The sequence below is a fragment of the Serratia proteamaculans genome (assembly GCF_949794035.1).
GTDB classification, from domain to species: domain Bacteria; phylum Pseudomonadota; class Gammaproteobacteria; order Enterobacterales; family Enterobacteriaceae; genus Serratia; species Serratia proteamaculans.
On sequence record NZ_OX461105.1, the window covers coordinates 5,312,024 to 5,336,262 of the forward strand.

Here is a 24,239-nt window from a genome sequence, read left to right on the forward strand (position 1 = left end):
CATGGCAGAAAAAGAAAAAATCAAAAGGAACCGGCGCGAGGAAATACTGCAGGCATTAGCTCAGATGCTGGAATCCAGCGACGGCAGCCAGCGTATTACCACCGCTAAACTTGCCGCTAACGTCGGAGTCTCCGAAGCTGCACTGTACCGGCACTTTCCCAGCAAGACACGGATGTTCGACAGCCTGATCGAGTTTATTGAAGACAGCCTGATCACGCGCATCAACCTAATCCTGCAGGATGAGAAAGAGACATTTAACCGCCTGCGATTGATTCTGTTACTGGTGCTGGGGTTTGCCGAACGCAACCCGGGCCTGACGCGTATCATGACCGGCCATGCATTAATGTTTGAGCAAGATCGACTGCAGGGGCGAATCAACCAGCTGTTTGAACGCATCGAGGCGCAACTGCGTCAGGTGTTGAAAGAACGCAAACTGCGGGAAGGAAAAGGCTTTATCGTGGATGAAACGCTGCTGGCCAGCCAGTTACTGGCGTTCTGTGAAGGCATGCTGTCACGCTACGTACGCTCCGAATTCCGCTACCGCCCAACGCAAGAATTTGATGGCCGCTGGCCACTGTTGGCGGCACAGCTGCAATAAACCCTATGCCGGGTGCGTTTTGGTGCGCCCGGCATAGTAAATCCCGCGTTAAACCCCGTACTGCTCGCGATAAGCGCGAACCGCCGCCAGGTGATCCGCCATTTCCGGTTTCTCTTCCAGATAAACAATCAAATCCTTCAGCGTCACGATGGAAATCACCTTGCAGTGATAGTCACGCTCAACTTCCTGAATGGCCGAAATATCCGCACGGCCGCGCTCCTGACGATCGAGGGAAATCAGCACCCCGGCAAGCCGCGCGCCGCCAGCGCCAATGATTTCCATTGATTCACGGATCGCTGTACCTGCAGTGATAACGTCGTCCACCAACATCACTCGGCCTTGCAGCGGACTGCCTACCAGCGTGCCACCCTCACCATGGGTCTTGGCTTCTTTACGGTTAAAGCAGTACGGCACATCGCGCTCATGGTGCTCTGCCAACGCGACGGCCGTGGTGGTCGCGATCGGGATCCCTTTGTAGGCTGGGCCAAACAGCAGGTCGAACTCGATACCGGAATCCACCAGCGCTTCGGCATAGAAACGCCCTAACAGCGCGAGATCACGCCCGGTATTAAACAGGCCGGCATTAAAGAAATACGGGCTGGTGCGGCCGGATTTCAGGGTGAACTCGCCGAATTTCAATACCTGCTTGTTAAGCGCGAACTCGATAAACTGGCGCTGATAGGCTTTCATTGCTGCTTCTCCTCGTCTGGTCGGTTAGATCTGTTAATACTACCGCCCGATCGCCGGGCGTAAAAAAGGCGACCCTTGAGTCGCCTTAATAATTAGTCTGCCAGCGCCGCTTTCTGCGCCTGGAAGATGGTATCGATGCCCCCTCGAGCCAGCGCCAACAGCGCCAGTAACTCATCGTGGCTGAACGGCTCGCCCTCGGCGGTGCCCTGCACCTCGATCATGCGGCCGTCTTCCATCATCACCACGTTCATATCGGTTTCTGCTGCGGAGTCTTCGACATACTCCAAATCGCACAGCGCTTCGCCGTTAACGATACCAACAGAAACTGCGGCGACCAGGCCTTTCATCGGGTTGGCTTTCAGCTTGCCGTTGGCCACCAGCGCATTCAACGCATCGGCCAGCGCAACACAGGCACCGGAAATGGACGCGGTACGGGTGCCACCATCGGCCTGCAAGACGTCGCAGTCGAGCGTGATGGTGAACTCACCGAGTTTTTTCAGATCTACCGCTGCACGCAGCGAACGGGCGATCAGGCGCTGGATTTCCAACGTGCGGCCACCCTGCTTGCCTTTTGCGGCTTCGCGGGCGTTACGGCTGTGGGTAGAACGCGGCAACATGCCGTATTCAGCGGTGATCCAACCCTGGCCCTGACCTTTCAGGAAGCGCGGAACGCCCTCTTCTACCGTGGCGGTGCACAAAACTTTGGTATCGCCAAACTCAACCAGCACGGAGCCTTCCGCGTGTTTGGTATAGTGACGGGTCAGTGTCAGTGGGCGAACTTGTTGTGGTGCTCTGCCTGCAGGACGCATGGGCTCTCTCCGGCTTCTAATCAACGATTGGCTGCGCATTATACGGGCTTCGTGACGTAATGCCTATCCTGCCCGCATCTCCAACGCTATAATCGCCTCATCTTTTCCTATTACGGGTACGCATCAATGATCCGCAGCATGACAGCCTACGCCCGGCGTGAAATCAAGGGTGAATGGGGCAGCGCAGCTTGGGAGCTGCGTTCCGTGAACCAACGCTATCTAGAAACCTACATTCGCCTGCCAGAGCAATTCCGCAGCCTGGAGCCGGTGATCCGCGAACGTATTCGTGGCCGCCTGACCCGCGGCAAAGTGGAATGCAACCTGCGTTTCGAACTGGACCCAAGCGCGCAAAGCTCAATGATCCTGAACGAAAAGCTGGCCAAGCAGCTGGTTGAAGCTGCCAACTGGGTAAAAATGCAAAGCGACGAAGGGGAAATTGATCCTATCGACGTACTGCGTTGGCCAGGGGTGATGTCTGCCCAGGAGCAGGATCTGGACGCTATCAGCGCACAGCTAATGCAGGCGCTGGACGGTGCACTGGATGACTTCATCATTGCTCGCGAAAGCGAAGGTACCGCACTGAAAGCGCTGATTGAACAGCGTCTGGACGGCGTTAGCGCCGAAGTGATCAAGGTACGTGCCCAGATGCCAAACATTCTGCAATGGCAACGTGAGCGTCTGGTCAGCAAGCTGGAAGAAGCTCAGGTACAACTGGAAAACACCCGTTTGGAACAGGAACTGGTGTTGATGGCGCAGCGTATTGACGTCGCCGAAGAGTTGGACCGTCTGGAAGCCCACGTAAAAGAAACGCACAACATCCTGAAGAAAAAAGAAGCCGTGGGCCGTCGCCTCGACTTTATGATGCAGGAGTTTAACCGCGAATCTAATACCCTGGCATCCAAGTCCATCAATGCCGACGTCACCACTTCCGCCATCGAGCTGAAAGTGTTGATCGAGCAGATGCGTGAGCAGATCCAGAACATCGAGTGATATGTTCTTCATTCGCTTAAGCCCGCGTCAGCGGGCTTTTTTACGGCTATGCTCTGGGTAAACCAGCCGCCTGCTCTTCGGTAATCAGCCCCATTTTCTGCAGCTGCACGGCAATTCCCCAGGTCGAGCGTTCAAATTCACTGCTCATCACCTCCAGCGTCATGCCCGCGGCGTGGCTTTCTTGCAATCGCTGTTTCTCTTCTTCATCCCAGGGGAAATAAGATTTTGCCGGCCGCCCCTCAAAAATATTCTTCTGTCGCCGTTCCTCCGGCGTTAGCTTGGTCTTTTTCTGGCGTTCAGATTCGCTCTGAAACTCCTCGGCCAGGGCGAACAAAAGACGTATCGCTTCTGGTGAACTGGCCATTGAAGTGGGTTTCAATAACTCGCCGGTATCGGGATTCACGCCATTCGCCAAAGCCCGCAATAAGGTGCTGGTGTTCATCATTGGTCTCCTCATCCTAAGAAAAAATTTCGCTGAATTTCTGCGACAAAATGTCAGGCTATTTTCATGGTTAATCCTTAATAAACCAATCTATTAGCGCAACCCGTGGGACATTCTGAGCACTGGGTTACAGGCCTTTAGGCAACAAACATTGAAGAGGCGAAGCTTTGCGCGCCACAACTCAAAAAACGCGTCGGAAATTGAATGGCGTGGGTTTATGAAAAACTGCGACCCAGCAGGCACGGGTGGCAATGGGTAACTTATCTCGCTGACTGAAAGTATTTTATTCCAATTATCACCTAAGGTAATGAAAGGAGGGCCAAGCTGTGGCTAAATGTGTTTTTTCATGCCCGCAAGCTGTACGGACCCTTTATGCCGCAAATTCTGCAATTTATTTTTGCCCTGGTGGTGATCATCGCCCTGGCCCTGTTAGTCAGCAATGACCGCAAGAAAATCCGCCTGCGCTACATTATTCAGCTTCTGGTCATCGAAGGTGCCCTCGCCTATTTCTTCCTGCATTCAGAAAGTGGCCTTAGCGTCATCAGACACGTCGCCGGTTTCTTTGAAACGCTGCTGACATACGCCGCGCAAGGTTCCGACTTTGTGTTTGGTGGCATGAGCAAAGACGGGTTGGCGTTTATCTTCCTGGGGGTTTTGTGCCCGATTATCTTTATTTCTGCGCTAATCGGCATTTTGCAACATTTCCGCATTTTACCGCTGATTATCCGTGTGGTTGGCACTCTGCTGTCCAAAGTTAACGGCATGGGCAAGCTGGAGTCTTTCAACGCCGTCAGCACGCTGGTGCTCGGACAATCAGAAAACTTTATCGCTTATAAGGGCATCATTGGCGATATCTCGCCACGCCGCATGTACACCATGGCGGCTACTGCCATGTCAACAGTATCCATGTCCATCGTTGGCGCCTATATGTCGATGATCGATGCGCAATACGTGGTTGCAGCGCTGATCCTCAATATGTTCAGTACCTTTATCATTTTGTCGATCATCAACCCTTATCAGTTGGACGATGAGCCTGAATTGAAGCTGAGTAAGCTGCATGAAGATCAGAGCTTCTTTGAAATGCTGGGCGAGTACATTTTGGCGGGCTTCAAAATCGCGATGATTATCGCTGCCATGCTGATTGGCTTTATTGCGCTGATTTCTGCGGTAAACGCTCTGTTCTCCGCGGTGTTCGGTATCAGTTTCCAACAGATCCTGGGCTATGTATTCTATCCGCTGGCCTGGCTGATCGGCATCCCGGCGCCGGATGCGCTACGGGCAGGCAGCATCATGGCGACCAAGCTGGTAGCCAATGAATTTGTAGCGATGATCGAACTGAAAAAAATTGCGGCAGAGCTAACACCACGCGGCCTGGGCATCCTGTCGGTATTCCTGGTGTCCTTCGCTAACTTTGCCTCTATCGGTATCGTTGCCGGGGCAATCAAAGGGCTTAACGAGCGACAGGGCAACGTAGTTTCTCGTTTTGGCCTGAAACTGGTCTACGGCTCAACGCTGGTCAGCCTGCTTTCGGCGGCCATCGCCGGGTTGGTTCTGTAAGCCAAATCCCTAGCCCCGGCCTGCGGGCCGGGATTTCATCAGAACGCGACACACACCGGCGCATCTACACGCATCACGGAATCCTGCGCAAACTGTTGCTTATAGCTGCTGCGCAACGCCTCAATATTGGTTTCACTTTCCTTGCCCGACGCATGGATTAGCATCAGTGCCTTGCTGTTCTCACGCGCCAGCTTGCCGTCATTACCCAGCCACTGCCCTTTGGCATCAAATACCGACAGCCCATCTTTAAAGCGCGGCGTCACTTGCCGATCAACGAAACTCTGCCACTCTGCTGCGCTAATCACCGGCCCCACGGGGCGATTCAGGCCAAAATAAAGCGTTGTTTGCGTCATGGGATCGCCTACTGAGCAAGCCGCTGACTTTTGCTGTACGGTGTTCGGAACTGGAGCAACGCAACCGCTCAACAGTAAGGCCGCTGTTACAGCCGTCGCCAGCAGGTAGGTGTTTTTCATTTATCTTTATGTTCCTTAGTGAATACCAGTATCCGCCGTCGACGCGTAGCCTCGGACCGAGTGCAATAAATATAGTCAGCCATAGAAACTAACACTAAATTTCTAATGCTGCCGTTAGCAACAAAAGGTTAGAAAAGGCAATAAACAAGTAAATCCAATCAACAATGGATTAATTAAAGTAATCCGAAACATCACCCGTTAGAAAAACTCAGTAGCGATGTACCCCGTCGGCGATTACCCTTCCACCATTACACTCATTCCTGCCCACCCTGTGAATACCTTATGTTACTGAGCGTTCTTTATATCATCGGCATCACTGCCGAAGCCATGACCGGCGCACTGGCTGCCGGCCGTCGCCAGATGGATATGTTTGGCGTAATTATTATTGCTTCGGCTACCGCCATCGGCGGCGGTTCGGTGCGCGATATGCTGCTCGGGCATTTTCCTCTGGGGTGGGTCAAACATCCTGAATATATCGTTATCGTCGCCATTGCGGCGATTGTCACCACCTGGCTGGCCCCCTTGATGCGTCACCTGCGTCGCCTATTCCTGGTTTTGGATGCCGTTGGCCTGATTGTGTTTTCAATCATCGGCGCGCAAGTAGCACTGGATATGGGGCACGGTGCCATCATCGCCGCGATTGCCGCCGTGATAACCGGCGTGTTCGGTGGCGTACTGCGCGATATGCTCTGCAACCGCATTCCGCTGGTATTTCAGAAGGAAATCTATGCCGGTATTTCCTTTGCCGCAGCCTGGCTGTACATCGGCCTGCAACACTTCAGCCTGCCGCATAATCTGGTGGTGATCATCACACTGGTCGTCGGCCTCAGCGCCCGCTTACTCGCCCTGCGCTTTCGTCTGGGTCTACCGGTATTTAATTACCAGCATCCGGATCATTAATAGTGTCCACCTCGGGGGCAAAACCGATTATTTCCTGGGATACCAGCATACTGACCAATGCCAGCAATGGCGGGTGCTGGAGAAAGTCGGCAATCTGCCGCGCCCTTTTGGTTCCAATACCGGCCATCGTCCGCCATGCTTCGGCGGGCAATTGCTGGACCTGATGCCAGCTTTTCAACGTCACCGCTTGCTGCGGGGACAGCGGCGCGCCTAAGGCGATTAACCAGCGGGCAAAAGGCTGCTGTCGCGCCAGTTGAAATTGCCGGTAAATGCTCTGCCCTCGCTTACCGCCAATACCAGGGGCAGACATCAACTGTTCCGGCGTCAGCACCAACCAATCCAACAGATGCCGGACCAGCCCCTGATCGATGAGTGCCTGCCAGGTAGATTCGTTGACCCCGTGCAGATTTAACCCCTGTCGGCCACCCAGCCATACCAGCCGGGCAAGAAATTGCTGACGGCAACCTGGCCGCCAACTAAAGCAACTCAACGGGTGATAATGTTCTGCGGATGGCGCACTGGGCATCGACCTCTCTTTTATCCGCCAGACCACCTTATTAAGATGCGGAATGCCATGTCCCATCAGGCTGATTACCACCTGATCTCCAGGCACAACCGCCCATTGCCGCCAACGGGGTAGTGAGCCGAGGTTAACCCGAGTCACCCATTTGTCGTCCAACCTGACAGGTTCAAGGCGCAGCACCACGGCAATTTTTCCGGTTCGCCCCACATTGAATTCGACGCCATTGACCTGCGCAACCTGCTGCGCCGGAGGATACTTCCAGGCAACGGCCCAATCACCGGGCTTCGCTTGCCAGTACCTTCCCTGCGGTGAACGCGCCTGATGGATCACCACGCCATCGGTGACGAAAGGTAAAGCAGCCTGGTACCAGTGATCTCGCCATTGCTGCACTTGCACCAATGATTTCACCGGTTGCGAATAAGCCAGGGTCAAAGGGAACCCCATAGCAGCAAGCTGGTGTAAACGCTCCGGCATCGCTTGCGGACCGTCCGGCCATGCCCAGACAAACAGGCCAATCTGCTGCAGTACCGGTGAAGGCTTCTTTTTCATCAACGCACCGGCAACCTTAGCCCGGGCATTAATGCCACCACTGCGTTTTTGTTGATGACCGTTCACCATCAGAAACAGCTCACCTTGCAGGGTCAGCATCTGCGGCGCATCCTTGATGTCAGTGGGCACCGCCGGTATGGCACGCACCTTTTCCAGCCAGTTTTCCCCCTTCAGCCCGTCCCCCCGGCTGATCGCCGACACCAAGACTCCGTCACGATAAACCAGCGTAATGGCTACGCCGTCCACCTTTGGCTGAACCCAAAGGTCACTGCGGCCGTGCAACCATTGGGCCACTGCGGCAGGAGCGGGCAACTTGCGTAATCCGGTATGCGCAACCGGGTGCGACAACTTGCCCGCAGGTAAAAGCGGCACAGGCTCCTCTGCCGATGCCAGCCCGGCGCAAGCTAGCCACAGCTGCAGTTTTTTGCGCAGGCTGTCGTACACTTCATCTTCAACCAAACTGTTTCCCTGTTGGTAATAAGCCACATCCCAGCGCTCAAGCTGGTTTTTTAACGTGGTTATCTCCAGTTGCAACCGCTCCGGCCGCCATGCCGGGCAAGACTCCGCCCACAGTGGCCCACTAAACACCAAACAGCCCAGCAGGATCATCCCGATCCCCATCACACCTTTACGCATTGTGCACCTCCCTGATAACCGGCAGTAAATCCGGGAATTGGAGACGCGGCAATGGCCAATCAGTCGTTCTGCAAAGCAGCTCGAGAAGGGCAGAGCGCGTTGCAGAAAAACGCCAAAATTTAGCGATAAGCTGCGCAAACTCGTCTGTTTGAGGTTTTTTCAGCATAAAGCGGCGGGCAAAATGCGAGCTAACGCTGCATCCGGCTCGTTAGCCGTGTATACTGTGCGGAGAAAATACACATCCGCTGTTATTGGCATATCAACCGCTACCAACGAACATCATCATGGCTCAAGGCACACTTTATATTGTCTCTGCCCCCAGTGGCGCAGGGAAATCAAGTCTGATTCAGGCTTTGTTAAAGACGCAACCGCTGTACGACACGCAGGTTTCGGTTTCGCACACCACGCGCGACAGCCGCCCGGGTGAACAGCATGGCGATCATTACTTCTTCGTCTCAAAAGATGAATTCTGCCGAATGATTGAGCAGGATGCCTTTCTTGAGCACGCCGAAGTGTTCGGCAACTATTACGGGACCTCACGCGCCGCCATTGAGCAGGTGCTGTCGACCGGTGTAGACGTTTTCCTGGATATCGACTGGCAGGGCGCACAGCAGATTCGCGCAAAAATGCCCCAGGCACGCAGCATCTTTATTTTGCCGCCGTCGAAGGAAGAACTTGATCGTCGCCTGCGTGGCCGTGGGCAAGACTCAGATGAAGTGATCGCCAAACGCATGGCGCAAGCCGTGGCGGAAATGGCGCATTACGCGGAGTATGATTATTTAATTGTGAATGATGATTTCGACTTGGCTCTGTCCGATCTGAAAACCATTATTCGCGCCGAGCGCCTGCGTTTAGGCCGCCAATTACTGCGGCATGACGCTTTAATCAGCAAACTATTGGCAGACTGAAGACAGTTTCAGTATTATGCCCAGTCTTTTCGTCACCTGTGGAGTAGCACAAATATGGCACGCGTAACTGTTCAAGACGCTGTAGAGAAAATTGGTAACCGTTTTGACCTGGTGTTGGTCGCTGCTCGTCGGGCACGTCAAATCCAGACTGGCGGTAAAGATGCACTTGTTCCGGAAGAAAACGACAAGTACACCGTTATCGCGCTGCGCGAAATCGAAGAAGGCCTGATCACCAGCCAGATCCTCGATGTTCGTGATCGTCAGGAACAGCAAGAGCAGGAAGCCGCAGAGATTCAAGCGGTTACCGCCATTGCTGAAGGTCGTCGTTAATTAGACTGCGAGTCTGCCTTTGTACCTGTTTGAAAGCCTGAATCTGCTGATTCAACGTTACCTGCCTGAGGAGCAGATTAAGCGCCTCAAACAGGCATACCTCGTTGCACGTGATGCTCACGAGGGACAGACACGCTCCAGCGGTGAGCCCTACATTACTCACCCGGTTGCCGTGGCCTGCATTCTGGCGGAAATGCGTCTCGACCATGAGACGCTGATGGCAGCATTGCTGCACGACGTCATCGAAGACACCCCGGCCACCTACCAGGATATGGAACAGCTGTTCGGCAAAAGCGTTGCCGAATTGGTTGAAGGCGTATCCAAGCTCGACAAGCTGAAGTTCCAGGATAAAAAAGAAGCGCAGGCGGAAAACTTCCGCAAGATGATCATGGCGATGGTGCAGGATATCCGCGTCGTGTTGATCAAGCTGGCCGACCGTACGCACAACATGCGCACCCTCGGTTCGCTTCGCCCTGATAAACGGCGGCGTATTGCGCGTGAAACCCTGGAAATCTACAGCCCTCTGGCCCATCGTCTGGGTATTCACCACCTGAAAACCGAGCTGGAAGAGCTGGGTTTTGAAGCGTTGTACCCGAACCGTTATCGCGTAATCAAAGAAGTGGTGAAAGCCGCGCGCGGTAACCGTAAAGAGATGATCCAGAAGATTCTCGCTGAGATCGAAGGGCGACTGACCGAGGCCGGCATACCCTGCCGCGTCAGCGGGCGGGAGAAACATCTGTATTCCATCTACCTCAAGATGCACCTGAAAGAACAGCGTTTCCATTCAATTATGGATATCTACGCGTTCCGGGTGATCGTGAAGGAAGTCGACACCTGCTACCGCGTACTGGGTCAGGCTCACAGCCTGTACAAACCGCGTCCGGGCAGGGTCAAAGACTATATCGCCATTCCCAAGGCTAACGGCTATCAATCGCTGCACACTTCATTGATCGGCCCACACGGCGTACCGGTTGAGGTGCAGATCCGTACCGAAGATATGGATCAGATGGCCGAAATGGGGGTCGCCGCGCACTGGGCTTATAAAGAAAAAGAACAGGGCGAAACCGGCACCACCGCACAAATCCGCGCTCAGCGCTGGATGCAAAGCTTGCTGGAGCTGCAACAAAGCGCCGGCAGTTCGTTTGAATTTATCGAGAGCGTAAAATCCGATCTGTTCCCGGATGAGATTTACGTTTTCACCCCGGAAGGCCGCATTGTCGAATTGCCTGCGGGCGCAACGCCGGTCGACTTCGCCTACGCGGTACACACCGATATCGGCCACGCCTGCGTTGGTGCGCGGGTCGATCGTCAGCCGTACCCGCTGTCGCAGTCACTGAGTAGCGGCCAAACGGTCGAAATTATCACCGCACCGGGAGCACGACCCAACGCCGCCTGGCTGAACTTTGTCGTCAGCTCAAAAGCGCGCGCCAAAATCCGCCAGATGCTGAAGAACCTCAAACGCGATGATTCGGTCAGCCTCGGCCGTCGCTTGTTGAATCATGCGTTGGGCGGCAGCCGCAAACTGGCAGAGATCCCACCGGAAAATATCCAGCACGAGTTGGATCGCATGAAGCTGGCAACGCTGGATGATTTGCTGGCTGAAATCGGCTTGGGCAATGCCATGAGCGTGGTGGTAGCGAAAAACCTGCAGGGTGACCAGTCCAATCTGGGCACGTCCTCCGGGGTGCGTAACCTGGCGATCAAGGGCGCAGACGGCGTACTGATCACCTTCGCCAAATGCTGCCGACCTATTCCAGGTGACCCGATCATCGCTCACGTCAGTCCAGGCAAAGGCCTGGTGATCCACCATGAGTCCTGCCGGAATATCCGCGGCTACCAGAAAGAGCCTGAGAAATTCATGGCGGTAGAGTGGGATAAAGACATCGAGCAGGAATTCATTGCCGAGATCAAAGTGGACATGTTTAACCATCAGGGGGCGTTGGCCAACCTGACGGCGGCTATCAATGCGGCTGAGTCCAATATCCAAAGCCTGAATACCGAAGAAAAAGACGGCCGGGTTTATAGCGCCTTTATCCGCTTGACCACCCGCGATCGCATCCATCTGGCAAATATTATGCGTAAAATCCGTATCATGCCGGATGTCATTAAAGTTAACCGTAACCGAAATTAGCGCTTATGAGCCCTGAACGCTATGCGCGGATTTGTGAAATGCTGGCTACCCGGCAGCCGGATTTAACGGTCTGCCTGGAACAGGTGCACAAACCGCATAACGTCTCCGCCATTATCCGCACCGCCGACGCCGTCGGCGTGCATCAGGTGCATGCCGTGTGGCCAACCCCGCGCATGCGCACCCTGGTTTCTTCCGCGGCCGGCAGCAACAGCTGGGTGAATGTCAAAACCCATCCCACCATTGTCGACGCCGTGACCCATCTGAAAGATCAGGGTATGCAAATTCTGGCGACTAACCTGTCAGCCCGCGCTGTCGACTTCCGTGAGGTGGATTACACCCGCCCAACCTGCGTGCTGCTGGGTCAGGAAAAAACCGGCATCACCGAAGAGGCTCTGCGGCTTGCCGATCAGGACATCATCATTCCGATGATCGGTATGGTGCAGTCGCTTAACGTGTCGGTCGCCTCGGCATTGATCTTGTACGAAGCGCAACGCCAGCGGCAAAATGCCGGTATGTATCGCCGTGAGCACAGCATGCTCGACCAGGAAGAGCAGCAACGTCTGCTGTTTGAAGGCGGCTATCCGGTACTGGCCAACGTGGCCAAGCGTAAAAGGCTGCCGCGCCCACACATTGATGAGCAGGGCCAGGTGGTCGCCGATGCCGAATGGTGGGCAACCATGCAAGCGACGGTACGTAAATGAAAGGCCGCCTGCTGGATGCTGTCCCACTCACCACACTTTCCGGGGTTGGCGCCAGCCAGGCGGGTAAATTGGCCAAAATTGGCCTGGAAACCATTCAGGATTTGCTGCTGCACCTGCCGCTGCGCTATGAAGACCGCACCCGCCTCTATCCAATAAACGATCTGCAACCGGGCATTTTTGCCACCGTGGAAGGCGAAGTACTGCGCACAGACATCAGCTTTGGCCGTCGACGCATGCTGACCTGTCAGATCAGTGACGGTACCGGCCTGCTCACCATGCGCTTCTTCAACTTCAATGCGGCGATGAAGAACAGCCTGGCCACCGGCCGTCGTGTCACCGCCTATGGTGAAGTCAAACGTGGTAATCACGGCGCAGAAATTATTCACCCGGAATACCGCATTCAGGGAGAAAGCAGTGAGGTTGAGCTGCAAGAGTCACTGACGCCGGTCTACCCCACCACCGAAGGCATTCGGCAGGCCACGCTGCGCAAGCTGACCGATCAAGCGCTGGAGCTGTTGGATACCTGCGCCATTGCCGAACTGCTGCCGCCAGAACTGAGCGGTGGGTTAATGAGCCTGCCACAGGCGTTGCATACCCTGCATCGCCCACCGCCGGATATCCAGTTAGCGGATTTGGAACTGGGTAAACACCCGGCGCAAAAACGTCTGATCCTGGAAGAGCTGCTGGCACATAACCTCAGCATGCTGGCGGTACGAGCCGGTGCCCAGAGCTATCAGGCGCTGCCGCTGATGCCGGATGACCGGCTTAAAAAGCAATTCCTCGCCCAGTTGCCGTTTTCACCAACCGGGGCGCAAGATCGCGTGGTGGCCGATATCGAAGCCGATATGCAAAAAGGCTTCCCGATGATGCGGCTGGTCCAGGGCGACGTCGGCTCCGGCAAAACGCTGGTGGCTGCGCTAGCCGCGTTGCGCGCTATCGCTCACGGCAAGCAGGTGGCGCTGATGGCGCCAACGGAGCTGCTGGCCGAACAGCACGCCAACAATTTCCGCCAGTGGTTTGAACCGCTGGGGCTGCAAGTCGGCTGGCTGGCCGGCAAGCAAAAAGGTAAAGCGCGTATCGCGCAGCAAGAGGCGATTGCCAGTGGGCAGGTGTCGATGGTGGTCGGTACGCACGCCATCTTCCAGGAACAGGTGCAGTTCTCCGGCCTGGCGCTGGTGATCATCGACGAACAACACCGTTTTGGCGTACACCAGCGGCTGGCCCTGTGGGAAAAGGGGGAGGAGCAAGGCTTCCATGCCCATCAGTTGATCATGACCGCCACGCCCATCCCACGCACGCTGGCGATGACCGCCTATGCCGATCTCGACACTTCGGTGATCGACGAACTGCCCCCAGGCAGAACGCCAGTCACTACCGTCGCCATTCCCGATACCCGCCGTGCCGATATTATTCAGCGAGTGAAAAACGCCTGCATCGAAGAAGGCCGACAGGCGTATTGGGTTTGTACGCTGATTGAGGAGTCTGAAGTGCTGGAAGCCCAGGCGGCAGAAGCCACCTGGGAAGAACTGAAAGTCGCGTTACCGGAGCTGAAAGTCGCGCTGATACATGGCCGTATGAAAGCACAAGAGAAGCAGGCGGTGATGCAGGCCTTTAAACAAGGCGAACTGCAGCTGTTGGTGGCAACGACGGTGATCGAAGTCGGTGTCGACGTACCGAATGCCAGCCTGATGATCATCGAAAACCCGGAGCGGTTGGGGCTGGCGCAGCTGCATCAGCTACGCGGCCGCGTGGGTCGTGGTGCTGTCGCGTCACACTGTGTTTTGTTGTACAAAACGCCGCTGAGCAAAACGGCACAAAAGCGCCTGCAGGTGCTGCGTGACAGCAATGACGGCTTCGTTATTGCGCAGCAAGATCTTGAGATCCGCGGCCCCGGTGAGTTGCTGGGCACACGTCAAACCGGCAGTGCAGAGTTCAAAGTGGCTGATTTACTGCGCGATCAGGCGATGATCCCGGAAGTGCAACGCGTCGCCCGCCATATCCATCAGCAGTATCCGGAACATGCCCGAGCCTTGATTGAACGCTGGTTACCGGAAAAAGCGCGTTACTCCAACGCCTAATCCCCCGACCATAGAAAAGGGCGCCAATCGGCGCCCTTTTCGTTTATTACGACCCGTTAATCAGCCAATAACCGGGAATATCGGCAGCAGCAGATACAGCTTAATCACAATCGCGTTGGCAATATCAATAAAGAACGCCCCGACCATTGGCACCACCAGAAACGCCAGGTGTGATGGGCCGAAGCGATCGGTAATCGCCTGCATATTGGCGATCGCCGTTGGCGTCGCGCCCATACCGAAGCCACAGTGGCCCGCAGCCAGTACCGCTGCATCGTAATTTTTGCCCATCACCCGGTAGGTGACGAAAATGGCGTACAGCGCCATCACCAGCGTTTGCACCGCCAGGATCGCCAGCATCGGCAAGGCCAGCGAAGCCAGCTCCCACAACCGCAGGCTCATCAGCGCCATGGCCAGGAACAGCGACAGGCTGACGTTGCCCAGCACCGATACCGCACGTTCAAACACGGTATAAAAGCCGGTGAAAGCCAGGGTGTTGCTGAGGATCACGCCGACAAACAGCACGCAGACGAAGTTTGGCAATTCAAACACCGTGCCACTCAGCAAGCCCGAGATCAACTGACCCAGGCTCAAACAGATGGCGATCATGGCAATGGTTTCAACCATGACCAGCGAGGTGATCAAACGGCCGCTTTCCGGCTTTTCAAAACCGCTTGGCTGGACACTGTCGTCCGGTGTGCCTTCCGGCGTGGAAGAGTGCTTCACCAGGTATCGTGCCACCGGCCCGCCAATCAGGCCACCCAGTACCAGTCCGAAGGTGGCACAGGCCATCGCCACTTCCGTGGCATTTTCAAACCCGTAGCGCTCGATAAACAGCTTGCTCCAGGCCGCCCCGGTGCCGTGGCCGCCGGACAGCGTAATGGAGCCGGCGATCAGACCCATTAGCGGATCCAGACCCAGCATTTTCGCCATGCCGATGCCGATGGCGTTCTGCACCAGCAGCAGGCCCAGCACCACAAACAGGAACACCATTAATGCCTTGCCGCCCGCACGCAAACGCGCCAGGTTGGCATTCAGACCGATGGTGGCGAAGAAAGCCAGCATCAATGGGTCCTTCAGCGACATATCGAAGCTGATTTCCCAGTTAACCAGCTTTTTCAGGGCTAACAACAGGAGTGCCACCAGTAAGCCACCGGCGACAGGTGCGGGGATAGTGTATTTTCTCAACAGGGGAATGCTGGTAACGCATTTGCCCCCAAGGAGCAAAACCAATGTTGCCGCGACTAACGTGCCATAAGTATCAAGATGAAACATCCAGGTACTCCATGTAAGGGGAAAGATCCAATTAAGAAATAATAAGTTATAGAAAACCGCTTAGTTTTTAAAACTTGATGAGTGCAGGATTAGAAGGAAAAAACGCTGATAACACAAGAAAAAATGAATAAAAATGCGACATAACCGGCGATAACACTAACAAAACATTAACGCGCAACCGTTTGCTTTTGTGAGGCAAATCATTAAAATGCCTGCTTTGCCGTTTCTGGAAATGCCACACCATGACCATGCCATCCGCCGAGCTCGATGCTGCGCAAAAAGCATCCTCCCCTGCCCGCAACAGTGAACTGATTTATCGCCTGGAAGACCGCCCACCACTGCCTCAGACGCTGTTTGCCGCTAGTCAGCACCTGTTGGCAATGTTTGTTGCAGTGATCACCCCGGCTCTGTTGATCTGTCAGGCGTTAGGTTTACCGGCACAGGATACTCAACACATCATCAGCATGTCGCTGTTTGCCTCCGGTCTGGCCTCTATCCTGCAAATTAAAACCTGGGGGCCGGTCGGTTCCGGTCTGCTGTCAATCCAGGGCACCAGTTTTAACTTTGTTGCACCGCTGATTATGGGTGGGCTGGCGCTGAAAAACGGCGGGGCCGACGTGCCAACCATGATGGCAGCGCTGTTTGGCACACTGATGGTCGCCTCCTGCACCGAGATCTTGCTATCACGCGTGCTGCACCTGGCGCGACGTATTATCACCCCGCTGGTTTCCGGCATCGTGGTGATGATTATCGGTTTATCGCTGATCCAGGTCGGGCTGACCTCCATCGGCGGTGGCTATGCCGCGATGAACGAGGGTAGCTTCGGTGCCCCCAAAAACCTGCTGCTGGCCGGTGCGGTATTATTGTTGATTATCTTGCTAAATCGTCAGCGCAACCCGTACCTGCGCGTCGCCTCTCTGGTGATTGCCATGGCGGTCGGTTATCTGCTGGCCTGGGCCATGGACATGCTGCCATCAAGCCAACCGGTTCCCGAGACGGCAGCGATCATCATCCCAACGCCGCTGTATTACGGCCTGGGCTTTGACTGGAACCTGCTGTTACCCCTGATGCTGATCTTTATGGTCACCTCACTGGAAACCATTGGCGATATCACCGCCACCTCGGACGTGTCGGAACAGCCGGTCAGCGGCCCGCTGTATATGAAGCGCCTGAAGGGCGGCGTGCTGGCCAACGGTCTGAACTCGATGCTGTCAGCGGTGTTCAACACCTTCCCCAACTCCTGCTTTGGTCAGAATAATGGGGTGATCCAGCTGACCGGCGTTGCCAGCCGTTATGTCGGTTTCGTGGTGGCACTGATGCTGATCCTGTTGGGGTTGTTCCCAGCGGTAGCCGGATTCGTGCAACACATTCCTGAGCCGGTATTGGGCGGCGCAACCCTGGTGATGTTCGGCACCATCGCCGCATCCGGTGTGCGTATCGTGTCGCGCGAACGACTGAACCGCCGGGCGATCATGATCATGGCGCTGTCGCTGGCGGTGGGCATGGGCGTTTCCCAGCAACCGCTGATCCTGCAGTTCGCGCCGGACTGGCTGAAAACCCTGCTCTCCTCAGGCATTGCTGCCGGGGGGATCACCGCCATCGTGCTGAATCTGGTGTTCCCGCACGAACACGAAAAGCCGTAATCAGCCGCACTGACGGTTAAACGGTCGCTTGCGGCCGTTTTTTATTGCCTATCAGACCATTGCACTTGAGATGCCCAGCCAATTACGGCATAAACAGGGTATCTTTTTTGACCGATGCGGATGTAGACGATGAAATTTATCGGGAAACTGTTGCTGACGTTGCTGCTGCTGGTAGTGCTTGCCATTGCGCTGTTGTACGTCATTGGGCAAACCCGTTGGGCAGCGGGCTGGATCAGCCGCTGGGTCAGCGATAACAGCGAATACCAGCTGTCGGTGGCGAAGATCTCGCACTCGTGGGACCAACCGAGCCAAATCAGCCTGGAAGACGTTCGGTTGGCAACAAAAAATCAGCCGCCATCGCTGATAGCCAAACAGGTAGACCTCGGGCTCAGCCTGCGCCAAATCACCGAACCACGTTATTTCCATAGCGTCACGCTACGCGAGGGGACGCTTAAGCTCCCACAGCAGAATTCGGTATTGCCGATAGAGGCCAATGTGCTGCAACTGAGCAATATGGCGCTGCAATCCAACGACGAAACCTGGCAGCTGGATGCCCAACAGGTCAATGCCGGTATTACGCCATGGCAGCCCAACGCCGGTCATCCCTTGGGTGAAAATAATCAGTTCCAGTTCAGCGCCGGTTCCATGACGCTGAACGGCATCCCAGCCTCACAGGTATTGGTACAGGGCGAGCTTAAGCAAAACCAGTTGCTGCTCAGCAACTTCGGCGCCGATCTGGCGCAAGGTGATTTGACTGGCGTAGCCACCCGCGCCGCTGACGGCAGCTGGCAGGTAGAACGCCTGCGGCTGAGTGGTGTGCGCATGCAGACGCCACTGACGCTGGAACAATTCTGGCAGCGCTTTACCGCCCTGCCGCCGATCACGCTTAAACGTTTTGATCTGATCGATGCCCGGCTGGAAGGTAAAGAGTGGGCGTTCAACGATCTCGACCTGTCGCTGCAAAACGTCACCTTCCAGCAGGGCGACTGGAGTAGTCCGGACGGTTCGCTGAACTTCAACGCCAGCGATCTGATCAATGGCGGTTTCCACCTGATTGATCCGATCATGAATATGCGTCTCTCACCAGCGGGTATCGCTATTCAGCAGTTCACCACCCGCTGGGAAGGTGGCCTATTGCGTACCTCCGGCAACTGGCTGCGCGCTAATAATCGCCTGCAACTGGATGAGGTGGCGGTCGCCGCGTTGGAATACACCTTGCCGAGTAACTGGCGCGGGTTGTGGCTACAAACGCTGCCGCACTGGCTGGCAGAGGTCTACGTCAACAAGCTGACCACCAACCGCAATCTGATCATCGACATCAGCCCGGCTTTCCCGTTCCAGGTCACCGCGCTGGACGGTTACGGCAGCAACCTGTTACTGGCGCGCGATCACCAGTGGGGTATCTGGTCCGGCACGCTGAATCTCAACGGCAGCGAAGCCACCTTCAACAAGATAGACGTTCGCCGCCCATCGTTGGCGCTGAACGCTAATGACGGGCAGATCAACGTCACCGAGCTCAGCGCCTTTATGCCGCAGGGATTGCTGGAAGCCAAAGCCACCGTCGAGCAACTGCCGGGCAAGCCTTTTACGCTGTCGCTGAATGGGCGTTCGGTACCGGTGAACACCTTGCAACAATGGGGATGGCAACCGGTTCCACTGGAAGGTGACAGTAACCTGCAATTACAGTTGAAAGGCTTGCTGAACAGCGATGGGCCATTCAAGGCTTCATTGCAGGGCCAATTGCAGGCCACCAGCAAAGCAGGACAAACGCTGGAACAACAACTGCCTTGATTTGGAATTGGCCCTCTCTGCACCGAGAGGGCCACAGTATCAACTGTCTATCGCCTCACAACCGCCCTGATCGAGGGGAACTTCCGGTTCGGCCGGCAACACCATATAAGTGCCTTCAAACACCGCCCCTCTGTCATCGTCGCCGAACAGGTGGACTTCCGCCTGTACACGAGCACGGCGACCACGCGCCAGGCGGGCCAAATCCCCGCTCAATGAACTGAGATCCGCCACCGCTCGCGGCCGGCCGGTAATCGGCTTGCTGTAACGGATATGGGCATCCGCCAGAATAATAGTGCCGCCCAAATGACGCTCGCGCAGCAACAGCCAGATTAGCCCCCATGCGGTCAGTGTCGCCAGGGAGAACAGGCTGCCGGCAAACAGCGTATGGTGCGGATTCTGGTTGCCTATCTCAGGCATGGTGGTGACAAAACGCTGGCCGGTATATTGGCTGATGCGCACGCCCATTTTTTCACTGAGCGGGATATGGTCGTACCAGGCCTGCTGCAACTGACCGCACCAGTCGGGGCGATGCAGAATGTCATCCAGCGTCGCCACGGGTTTGATCATCAAAAAGTGGCGAATCGGCGTAGTTTGCGGCGCGGTGATCTCGCCCTGATTAACGAAGCCAAGTTTGGCAAAGAAATCCACCGCATCCTCACGGGCGCTACAGACGACCCGCTTAACACTTTCCTGGCGCGCCACGGACTCGAGAGTCATGGCCACCAGCGTCCCCAGGCCTTTGTCCTGCACCGTCGGATCTACCGCCAGAAAACGAATCGCCGCCTCGTTGTCCGCGTTGATATACAGCCGCCCAATAGCGACAATTTTTCCGCCCTCGTCCACCACCATTTGGTGATGCGCCATGGCGTCATAGGCATCCTTTTCCGACCCCACCGGCTGGTGCAGCGGCTTGCGCAGCATTTCCCAGCGGAACTGGTAATAATCCTTCAGTTCTTGTTCTGTTACCGGTACTCGTAGGTGATACATAGACGCCTTCTCTCTCAGAATACTTAAACTTGAAGCCAAAACGTCACTGGTCCGTCGTTCACCAGCGCGACTTTCATGTCAGCCGCAAACTCACCGGTTTGAGTTTCTATGCCGCGCTCGCGGCACTGGCCAACAAAATATTGGTATAACCGATCGGCTTCCTGCGGTACCGCACCGCGCGAAAAACTCGGGCGCATACCTTTTTGCGTGTCGGCCACCAGCGTGAACTGCGAGACCACCAGCAGGCTGCCCCCTGCCTGTTGGACATTGAGATTCATCTTGTCGTTCTCGTCACCAAAGATGCGGTACCCCAACACACGCTCACACAGGCGCACGGCTTTCTGCTCGTTATCGTCCTGCTCCACGCCCAATAACACTAACAAACCCGGGCCTATGTTGCCTACCGTCTGACCTTCGACCGTGACGCTGGCATTTAATACCCGTTGAATTAACGCAATCATAACTGCCCTTCTGATGACTGATTCTGTTGTTCCGCCTTCTGTTGGCGGTAGTCGCGGTATTCCGCGATGGTCACCGTGATTTCCGCGCCGAGTAACACGATACACCAGCTCCAGTAGACCCAAAGGAATAAAATGGGGATCACCGCCAGCACGCCGTAAATCAGCTGATAAGACGGGAACATGGTGATGTACAAGGCAAAACCTTTCTTACCCAGCTCAAACAGCAACCCGGCCACCAGCGCACCTATCAATGCATCCTTGGGCGGTACCCGTACCGTCGGCACAATGCAATACAGCAGCCAGAAGGATATCCACGACAGGATCAGCGGGAAAATACGCAGCACCTGATCCACCAGGCTGTTAACACCGGTCTGCGCCAACCAGTTGAGCGACAGCAGATAAGAGCTGATCGCCATACTGGCACCGACCAACAGCGGCCCCAGGGTCAGAACCATCCAGTACACCGCGAACGAAAACACGATTGGACGCTTGTTTTTGCTACGCCAAATGGTGTTCAGCACGCTGTCCACCGAGGAGATCAACAACAGCGCGGTGACGATCAGCCCACAGGTACCCACGGCGGTCATCCTGTTGGAGTTGGCGACAAACTGTTCCAGATAACTCTGGATCACGTTGCCGGCGGCCGGCATGAAGTTGGAGAAGATAAAGCTTTTCAGTTGGACGCTGATATCGGAGAACATTGGGAACACGGCAAACAGCGCGAACACCACGGTCACCAGGGGCACCAGCGACAGCAGGGAAACATAAGCCAGATGGCCCGCCAACATAGTCAGGCCATCACTGTCGATACGCTTGATCAGCAGCCGCCCAAAGGTGACGCTGGGTTTGATCGCAGAAGGCAGTTTCTTGCGGCGGAAAAACGACATGGCCACTCCTTGATGTCAGTTTGTACGCCTTAAGCTTAACCCTTCGCGGTCATTGGGCAAAATAAGCCGGCACCACGTCGCGGTCGGTCACGTGCACCCCTTTAATGCCCAGCGCCTCAGCCGCTGCCACATTAGCCGCCACATCGTCAAAAAACACCGCCTGCTCCGATGGGGTATTTTCGGCGTTAAGCACGTGCTGATAGATATTGGCGTCCGGTTTGCGCATGCCAATATCCTGAGACAGGTAGAGATGATCGGCGGCTTCGGCCACTTGCGGGTAGTGCTGTGGCCAATAGTTGCAGTGCAGGCGGTTGGTGTTCGACAGCACCACCACACGGTGGCCTTCACTGCGCAGGCGTTTCATGATGTCGATCACTTCCGGGCGCAGGGCGACAAACACCGCCTGCCAACCGGTAGCGAACTGTTCGAAGCTGAGGGCGATACCCATTTCATCACTCAACCGTTCAGCAAAGTCTTCATCGCTGATTTCACCGCGCTCATGCTGTTGGAACAACTCGCCCATGGTGAAACGCTCGGACAATACCGCCAGCGGCGTACCGCTTAAATTGCTCCATACACCCAGTACACGTTTGAAATCGATATCGACGATCACATTACCTAAATCAAAGATATACAGCATAGTCCTCTCCTGATGGGCCGGTGAGATTTTACTGTAGCGGGAAAAGCAGAGGCTGAATAGAGAGCAGGCAGAAAAGCGTATAGCACGCGGCAGAAATGGGAAAAGACAGAGGAAAAAACTCAGGGCGCTGGACGCGCCCTAAGTGTTGCAGACTAAATCAGCGATTAAGCTTCTTTAGGACCGCGGCTTGCACGTTTACGATCGTTTTCAGTCAGGTGACGTTTACGAATACGTACGGACGTTGGCGTTACTTCTACCAGTTCGTCATCATCGATGAATTCCAGAGCTTGCTCCAGGGACATCTTGATAGCAGGAACCAGGGTAGTCGCTTCGTCAGTACCGGAAGCACGCATGTTGGTCAGCTTCTTACCGGTCAGGCAGTTCACGGTCAGGTCGTTAGAACGTGAGTGAATACCGATGATCTGGCCTTCATACACTTCCGCACCGTGACCCAGGAACAGCTTGCCGCGATCTTGCAGACCGAACAAGGCGAATGCTACCGCTTTGCCCTGGCCGTTAGAGATCAGCACGCCGTTCTGGCGCTGGCCGATTTCACCCTGGCGCACGTCATCGTAGTGGCTGAAGGTGGAGTACAGCAGACCGGTACCGGAAGTCATGGTCATGAACTCGGTACGGAAACCGATCAGGCCACGCGCAGGGATCAGGTAATCCAGACGAATACGACCTTTGCCGTCTGGGATCATGTCCTTAACGTCACCTTTGCGCTCACCCATGGCTTGCATGACTGAACCCTGGTGCTGTTCTTCGATATCCAGCGTCACGTTTTCGAATGGCTCTTGCATGCGGCCATCGATTTTACGGTTGATAACTTTAGGACGGGAAACCGCCAGCTCGAAACCTTCACGACGCATGTTTTCGATCAGAACCGACAGGTGAAGTTCACCACGGCCAGATACGCGGAATGCATCAGCATCTTCGGTTTCTTCAACACGCAGTGCCACGTTGTGCACCAGCTCTTTGTTCAGACGGTCAAGGATCTGACGTGAAGTCACGTACTTGCCTTCTTTACCACAGAACGGAGAGGTGTTGACGTTGAAGTACATGGTTACGGTCGGTTCATCAACAGACAGTGCCGGCAGCGCTTCAACCGCATTCACATCACAGATGGTGTCAGAGATGTTCAGCTCGCCCAGACCGGTGATAGCGATGATGTCGCCAGCTTCAGCGATAGGCGCTTCGATACGCTCCAGACCCATGTGAGTCAGAACCTTGGCAACTTTACCGTTACGGGTTTTGCCTTCGCTATCAATGATAGTGATCTGTTGGTTCGGCTTGACCTTACCACGCTTGATACGGCCGATGCCGATAACGCCCACGTAGTTGTTGTAGTCCAGCTGAGAGATCTGCATCTGGAATGGTGCTTCGAGCTCAACCTGCGGTGCAGACACGTGGTCTACGATCGCTTGATACAGCGGGGTCATGTCTTCCGCCATCTCATTGTGGTCAGTACCCGCGATCCCCATCAGTGCAGAAGCATAGATGATTGGGAAGTCGAGCTGCTCGTCGGTCGCGTCAAGGTTAACGAACAGGTCGAAGACCTGATCAACAACCCAATCAGGACGTGCGCCTGGACGGTCAACCTTGTTGATTACCACGATCGGCTTCAGACCATTAGCGAAGGCTTTTTTGGTCACGAAACGGGTTTGCGGCATTGGGCCATCCATTGCGTCCACAACCAGCAGCACCGAGTCAACCATTGACATCACACGCTCAACCTCACCGCCGAAGTCGGCGTGTCCTGGGGTATCCACGATGTTGATGCGGTAGTCTTTCCAATTAATGGCGGTGTTTTTAGCGAGGATGGTAATCCCACGCTCTTTCTCCAAATCGTTGGAGTCCATTACGCGTTCGGTGGCTTCTACACGCTCTCCGAAAGTACCGGATTGTTGCAGCAGCTTATCAACCAGGGTGGTCTTACCATGGTCAACGTGGGCAATAATGGCGATGTTACGCAAATTTTCGATCACAGCTTTGCCTCAGGCATTAGAAATAGCGCGCTATTGTACACGTATTAAGCGAGGGACTAAACAAGATCACAACAGTCTCTTATAAACAACTGTGTACAGGTCAGTATGTGATCCCTTTCACGGTGCAAAAAGCAGCATCCGGTGCACTTTTGCACCATTACGGTGCCCCACCTCACATGAACTGCACCATTTAAGTGCAATGCGTCACTGATGGTGCATACTGATTCTGTGCAAAAGCCGCGCAGAAAGGCGATT

Annotated in this window: 22 protein-coding genes; 11 read left to right on the forward strand and 11 right to left on the reverse strand. The window is 55.2% G+C overall.

Annotated features, from left to right (window positions below; genetic code table 11):
• Position 1: 1 nt before the first annotated feature.
• A complete protein-coding gene (slmA, locus tag QOT07_RS24720) occupies positions 2-598 on the forward strand; it encodes a nucleoid occlusion factor SlmA (RefSeq protein WP_012147516.1) in 597 nt (198 codons plus the stop codon).
• Positions 599-646: 48 nt separating this feature from the next.
• Here slmA and pyrE read toward each other — a convergent pair whose 3' ends face one another.
• Both pyrE and rph read right to left on the reverse strand, forming a co-directional pair.
• Positions 647-1,288 carry an orotate phosphoribosyltransferase gene (gene pyrE, locus QOT07_RS24725; RefSeq protein WP_085120062.1) on the reverse strand — a complete coding sequence of 214 codons (642 nt, stop codon included), beginning with the start codon at positions 1,286-1,288 and terminating at the stop codon, positions 647-649.
• Between the two features lie 92 nt (positions 1,289-1,380).
• Positions 1,381-2,097 carry a ribonuclease PH gene (rph, locus tag QOT07_RS24730; RefSeq protein WP_012147518.1) on the reverse strand — a complete coding sequence of 239 codons (717 nt, stop codon included), beginning with the start codon at positions 2,095-2,097 and terminating at the stop codon, positions 1,381-1,383.
• 126 nt (positions 2,098-2,223) lie between these two features.
• On the opposite strand from rph, the gene QOT07_RS24735 reads away from it, so the two are divergent.
• On the forward strand, positions 2,224-3,087 hold the full coding sequence (locus tag QOT07_RS24735) for a YicC/YloC family endoribonuclease (protein ID WP_099063912.1): 864 nt from the start codon (positions 2,224-2,226) through the stop codon (positions 3,085-3,087).
• Positions 3,088-3,133: 46 nt separating this feature from the next.
• Here the strand turns inward: QOT07_RS24735 and QOT07_RS24740 are convergent, their stop codons facing one another.
• Complete coding sequence (locus QOT07_RS24740) at positions 3,134-3,529, reverse strand: hypothetical protein (RefSeq protein WP_198404450.1); 396 nt, start codon at positions 3,527-3,529, stop codon at positions 3,134-3,136.
• Between the two features lie 372 nt (positions 3,530-3,901).
• On the opposite strand from QOT07_RS24740, the gene QOT07_RS24745 reads away from it, so the two are divergent.
• The gene (locus tag QOT07_RS24745; protein ID WP_112349295.1) at positions 3,902-5,086 is read left to right on the forward strand and encodes a NupC/NupG family nucleoside CNT transporter; all 1,185 of its coding nucleotides are present in this window, start codon (positions 3,902-3,904) and stop codon (positions 5,084-5,086) included.
• Between the two features lie 38 nt (positions 5,087-5,124).
• Here QOT07_RS24745 and QOT07_RS24750 read toward each other — a convergent pair whose 3' ends face one another.
• Complete coding sequence (locus tag QOT07_RS24750; RefSeq protein WP_283604234.1) at positions 5,125-5,559, reverse strand: DUF3574 domain-containing protein; 435 nt, start codon at positions 5,557-5,559, stop codon at positions 5,125-5,127.
• Between the two features lie 282 nt (positions 5,560-5,841).
• Between QOT07_RS24750 and QOT07_RS24755 the strand changes: the two genes are divergently transcribed.
• Positions 5,842-6,459 (forward strand): trimeric intracellular cation channel family protein, encoded by a 618-nt coding sequence (locus tag QOT07_RS24755; RefSeq protein ID WP_085120066.1) that lies wholly within the window; start codon positions 5,842-5,844, stop codon positions 6,457-6,459.
• Here QOT07_RS24755 and ligB read toward each other — a convergent pair.
• Entirely contained in the window at positions 6,434-8,167 is a 1,734-nt protein-coding gene (gene ligB, locus QOT07_RS24760; RefSeq protein WP_283604235.1) for an NAD-dependent DNA ligase LigB, read from the reverse strand. The genes QOT07_RS24755 and ligB overlap by 26 nt on opposite strands.
• A gap of 284 nt (positions 8,168-8,451) precedes the next feature.
• Here ligB and gmk point away from each other — a divergent pair, with 284 nt between their 5' ends.
• The 5 genes from gmk to recG are packed head-to-tail and all read left to right on the forward strand — an operon-like array spanning position 8,452 to position 14,315.
• A complete protein-coding gene (gmk, locus tag QOT07_RS24765) occupies positions 8,452-9,075 on the forward strand; it encodes a guanylate kinase (protein WP_099063925.1) in 624 nt (207 codons plus the stop codon).
• A gap of 54 nt (positions 9,076-9,129) precedes the next feature.
• On the forward strand, positions 9,130-9,405 hold the full coding sequence (gene rpoZ, locus QOT07_RS24770; RefSeq protein ID WP_004953385.1) for a DNA-directed RNA polymerase subunit omega: 276 nt from the start codon (positions 9,130-9,132) through the stop codon (positions 9,403-9,405).
• Positions 9,406-9,424: 19 nt separating this feature from the next.
• Positions 9,425-11,536, forward strand: coding sequence for a bifunctional GTP diphosphokinase/guanosine-3',5'-bis pyrophosphate 3'-pyrophosphohydrolase (gene spoT / locus QOT07_RS24775; RefSeq protein WP_085120071.1), 2,112 nt, complete (start codon positions 9,425-9,427; stop codon positions 11,534-11,536).
• A 5-nt stretch (positions 11,537-11,541) separates the two neighbouring features.
• Positions 11,542-12,237: a tRNA (guanosine(18)-2'-O)-methyltransferase TrmH gene (gene trmH, locus QOT07_RS24780; RefSeq protein ID WP_099063926.1), complete on the forward strand. Its 696-nt coding sequence runs from the start codon at positions 11,542-11,544 to the stop codon at positions 12,235-12,237.
• Positions 12,234-14,315, forward strand: a complete 2,082-nt coding sequence (gene recG, locus QOT07_RS24785) for an ATP-dependent DNA helicase RecG (RefSeq protein WP_261418197.1) — start codon at positions 12,234-12,236, stop codon at positions 14,313-14,315. The genes trmH and recG overlap by 4 nt, the downstream gene beginning before the upstream one ends.
• Before the next feature lie 60 nt (positions 14,316-14,375).
• On the opposite strand, the gene gltS is transcribed toward recG, so the two are convergent.
• Positions 14,376-15,587 carry a sodium/glutamate symporter gene (gene gltS, locus QOT07_RS24790; RefSeq protein WP_099063928.1) on the reverse strand — a complete coding sequence of 404 codons (1,212 nt, stop codon included), beginning with the start codon at positions 15,585-15,587 and terminating at the stop codon, positions 14,376-14,378.
• A 242-nt stretch (positions 15,588-15,829) separates the two neighbouring features.
• On the opposite strand from gltS, the gene QOT07_RS24795 reads away from it, so the two are divergent.
• Positions 15,830-17,230 (forward strand): nucleobase:cation symporter-2 family protein, encoded by a 1,401-nt coding sequence (locus QOT07_RS24795; protein ID WP_283604237.1) that lies wholly within the window; start codon positions 15,830-15,832, stop codon positions 17,228-17,230.
• 129 nt (positions 17,231-17,359) lie between these two features.
• Entirely contained in the window at positions 17,360-19,021 is a 1,662-nt protein-coding gene (locus QOT07_RS24800) for an AsmA family protein (RefSeq protein ID WP_283604238.1), read from the forward strand.
• 39 nt (positions 19,022-19,060) lie between these two features.
• On the opposite strand, the gene fabY is transcribed toward QOT07_RS24800, so the two are convergent.
• From fabY to typA, 5 genes are all read right to left on the reverse strand, one after another.
• Positions 19,061-20,008 (reverse strand): fatty acid biosynthesis protein FabY, encoded by a 948-nt coding sequence (gene fabY, locus QOT07_RS24805; protein WP_099063931.1) that lies wholly within the window; start codon positions 20,006-20,008, stop codon positions 19,061-19,063.
• Between the two features lie 23 nt (positions 20,009-20,031).
• Positions 20,032-20,469 (reverse strand): D-aminoacyl-tRNA deacylase, encoded by a 438-nt coding sequence (dtd, locus tag QOT07_RS24810; protein WP_012147545.1) that lies wholly within the window; start codon positions 20,467-20,469, stop codon positions 20,032-20,034.
• Positions 20,466-21,356, reverse strand: coding sequence for a virulence factor BrkB family protein (locus tag QOT07_RS24815; protein ID WP_283604239.1), 891 nt, complete (start codon positions 21,354-21,356; stop codon positions 20,466-20,468). Before QOT07_RS24815 ends, dtd begins: the two co-directional genes overlap by 4 nt.
• A gap of 49 nt (positions 21,357-21,405) precedes the next feature.
• Positions 21,406-21,996, reverse strand: coding sequence for a glucose-1-phosphatase (gene yihX / locus QOT07_RS24820; RefSeq protein ID WP_099063933.1), 591 nt, complete (start codon positions 21,994-21,996; stop codon positions 21,406-21,408).
• A 164-nt stretch (positions 21,997-22,160) separates the two neighbouring features.
• Complete coding sequence (gene typA / locus QOT07_RS24825) at positions 22,161-23,984, reverse strand: ribosome-dependent GTPase TypA (RefSeq protein ID WP_012147548.1); 1,824 nt, start codon at positions 23,982-23,984, stop codon at positions 22,161-22,163.
• Between the last annotated feature and the right edge of the window lie 255 nt (positions 23,985-24,239).

Excerpts from the sequence above, each read along its gene's own strand:
- slmA (WP_012147516.1), top strand. The coding sequence starts at position 2 with ATGGCAGAAAAAGAAAAAATCAAAAGGAACCGGCGCGAGGAAATACTG.
- pyrE (WP_085120062.1), bottom strand. The coding sequence starts at position 1,288 with ATGAAAGCCTATCAGCGCCAGTTTATCGAGTTCGCGCTTAACAAGCAG.
- rph (WP_012147518.1), bottom strand. The coding sequence starts at position 2,097 with ATGCGTCCTGCAGGCAGAGCACCACAACAAGTTCGCCCACTGACACTG.
- QOT07_RS24735 (WP_099063912.1), top strand. The coding sequence starts at position 2,224 with ATGATCCGCAGCATGACAGCCTACGCCCGGCGTGAAATCAAGGGTGAA.
- QOT07_RS24740 (WP_198404450.1), bottom strand. The coding sequence starts at position 3,529 with ATGAACACCAGCACCTTATTGCGGGCTTTGGCGAATGGCGTGAATCCC.
- QOT07_RS24745 (WP_112349295.1), top strand. The coding sequence starts at position 3,902 with ATGCCGCAAATTCTGCAATTTATTTTTGCCCTGGTGGTGATCATCGCC.
- QOT07_RS24750 (WP_283604234.1), bottom strand. The coding sequence starts at position 5,559 with ATGAAAAACACCTACCTGCTGGCGACGGCTGTAACAGCGGCCTTACTG.
- QOT07_RS24755 (WP_085120066.1), top strand. The coding sequence starts at position 5,842 with ATGTTACTGAGCGTTCTTTATATCATCGGCATCACTGCCGAAGCCATG.
- ligB (WP_283604235.1), bottom strand. The coding sequence starts at position 8,167 with ATGCGTAAAGGTGTGATGGGGATCGGGATGATCCTGCTGGGCTGTTTG.
- gmk (WP_099063925.1), top strand. The coding sequence starts at position 8,452 with ATGGCTCAAGGCACACTTTATATTGTCTCTGCCCCCAGTGGCGCAGGG.
- rpoZ (WP_004953385.1), top strand. The coding sequence starts at position 9,130 with ATGGCACGCGTAACTGTTCAAGACGCTGTAGAGAAAATTGGTAACCGT.
- trmH (WP_099063926.1), top strand. The coding sequence starts at position 11,542 with ATGAGCCCTGAACGCTATGCGCGGATTTGTGAAATGCTGGCTACCCGG.
- recG (WP_261418197.1), top strand. The coding sequence starts at position 12,234 with ATGAAAGGCCGCCTGCTGGATGCTGTCCCACTCACCACACTTTCCGGG.
- gltS (WP_099063928.1), bottom strand. The coding sequence starts at position 15,587 with ATGTTTCATCTTGATACTTATGGCACGTTAGTCGCGGCAACATTGGTT.
- QOT07_RS24795 (WP_283604237.1), top strand. The coding sequence starts at position 15,830 with ATGACCATGCCATCCGCCGAGCTCGATGCTGCGCAAAAAGCATCCTCC.
- QOT07_RS24800 (WP_283604238.1), top strand. The coding sequence starts at position 17,360 with ATGAAATTTATCGGGAAACTGTTGCTGACGTTGCTGCTGCTGGTAGTG.
- fabY (WP_099063931.1), bottom strand. The coding sequence starts at position 20,008 with ATGTATCACCTACGAGTACCGGTAACAGAACAAGAACTGAAGGATTAT.
- dtd (WP_012147545.1), bottom strand. The coding sequence starts at position 20,469 with ATGATTGCGTTAATTCAACGGGTATTAAATGCCAGCGTCACGGTCGAA.
- QOT07_RS24815 (WP_283604239.1), bottom strand. The coding sequence starts at position 21,356 with ATGTCGTTTTTCCGCCGCAAGAAACTGCCTTCTGCGATCAAACCCAGC.
- yihX (WP_099063933.1), bottom strand. The coding sequence starts at position 21,996 with ATGCTGTATATCTTTGATTTAGGTAATGTGATCGTCGATATCGATTTC.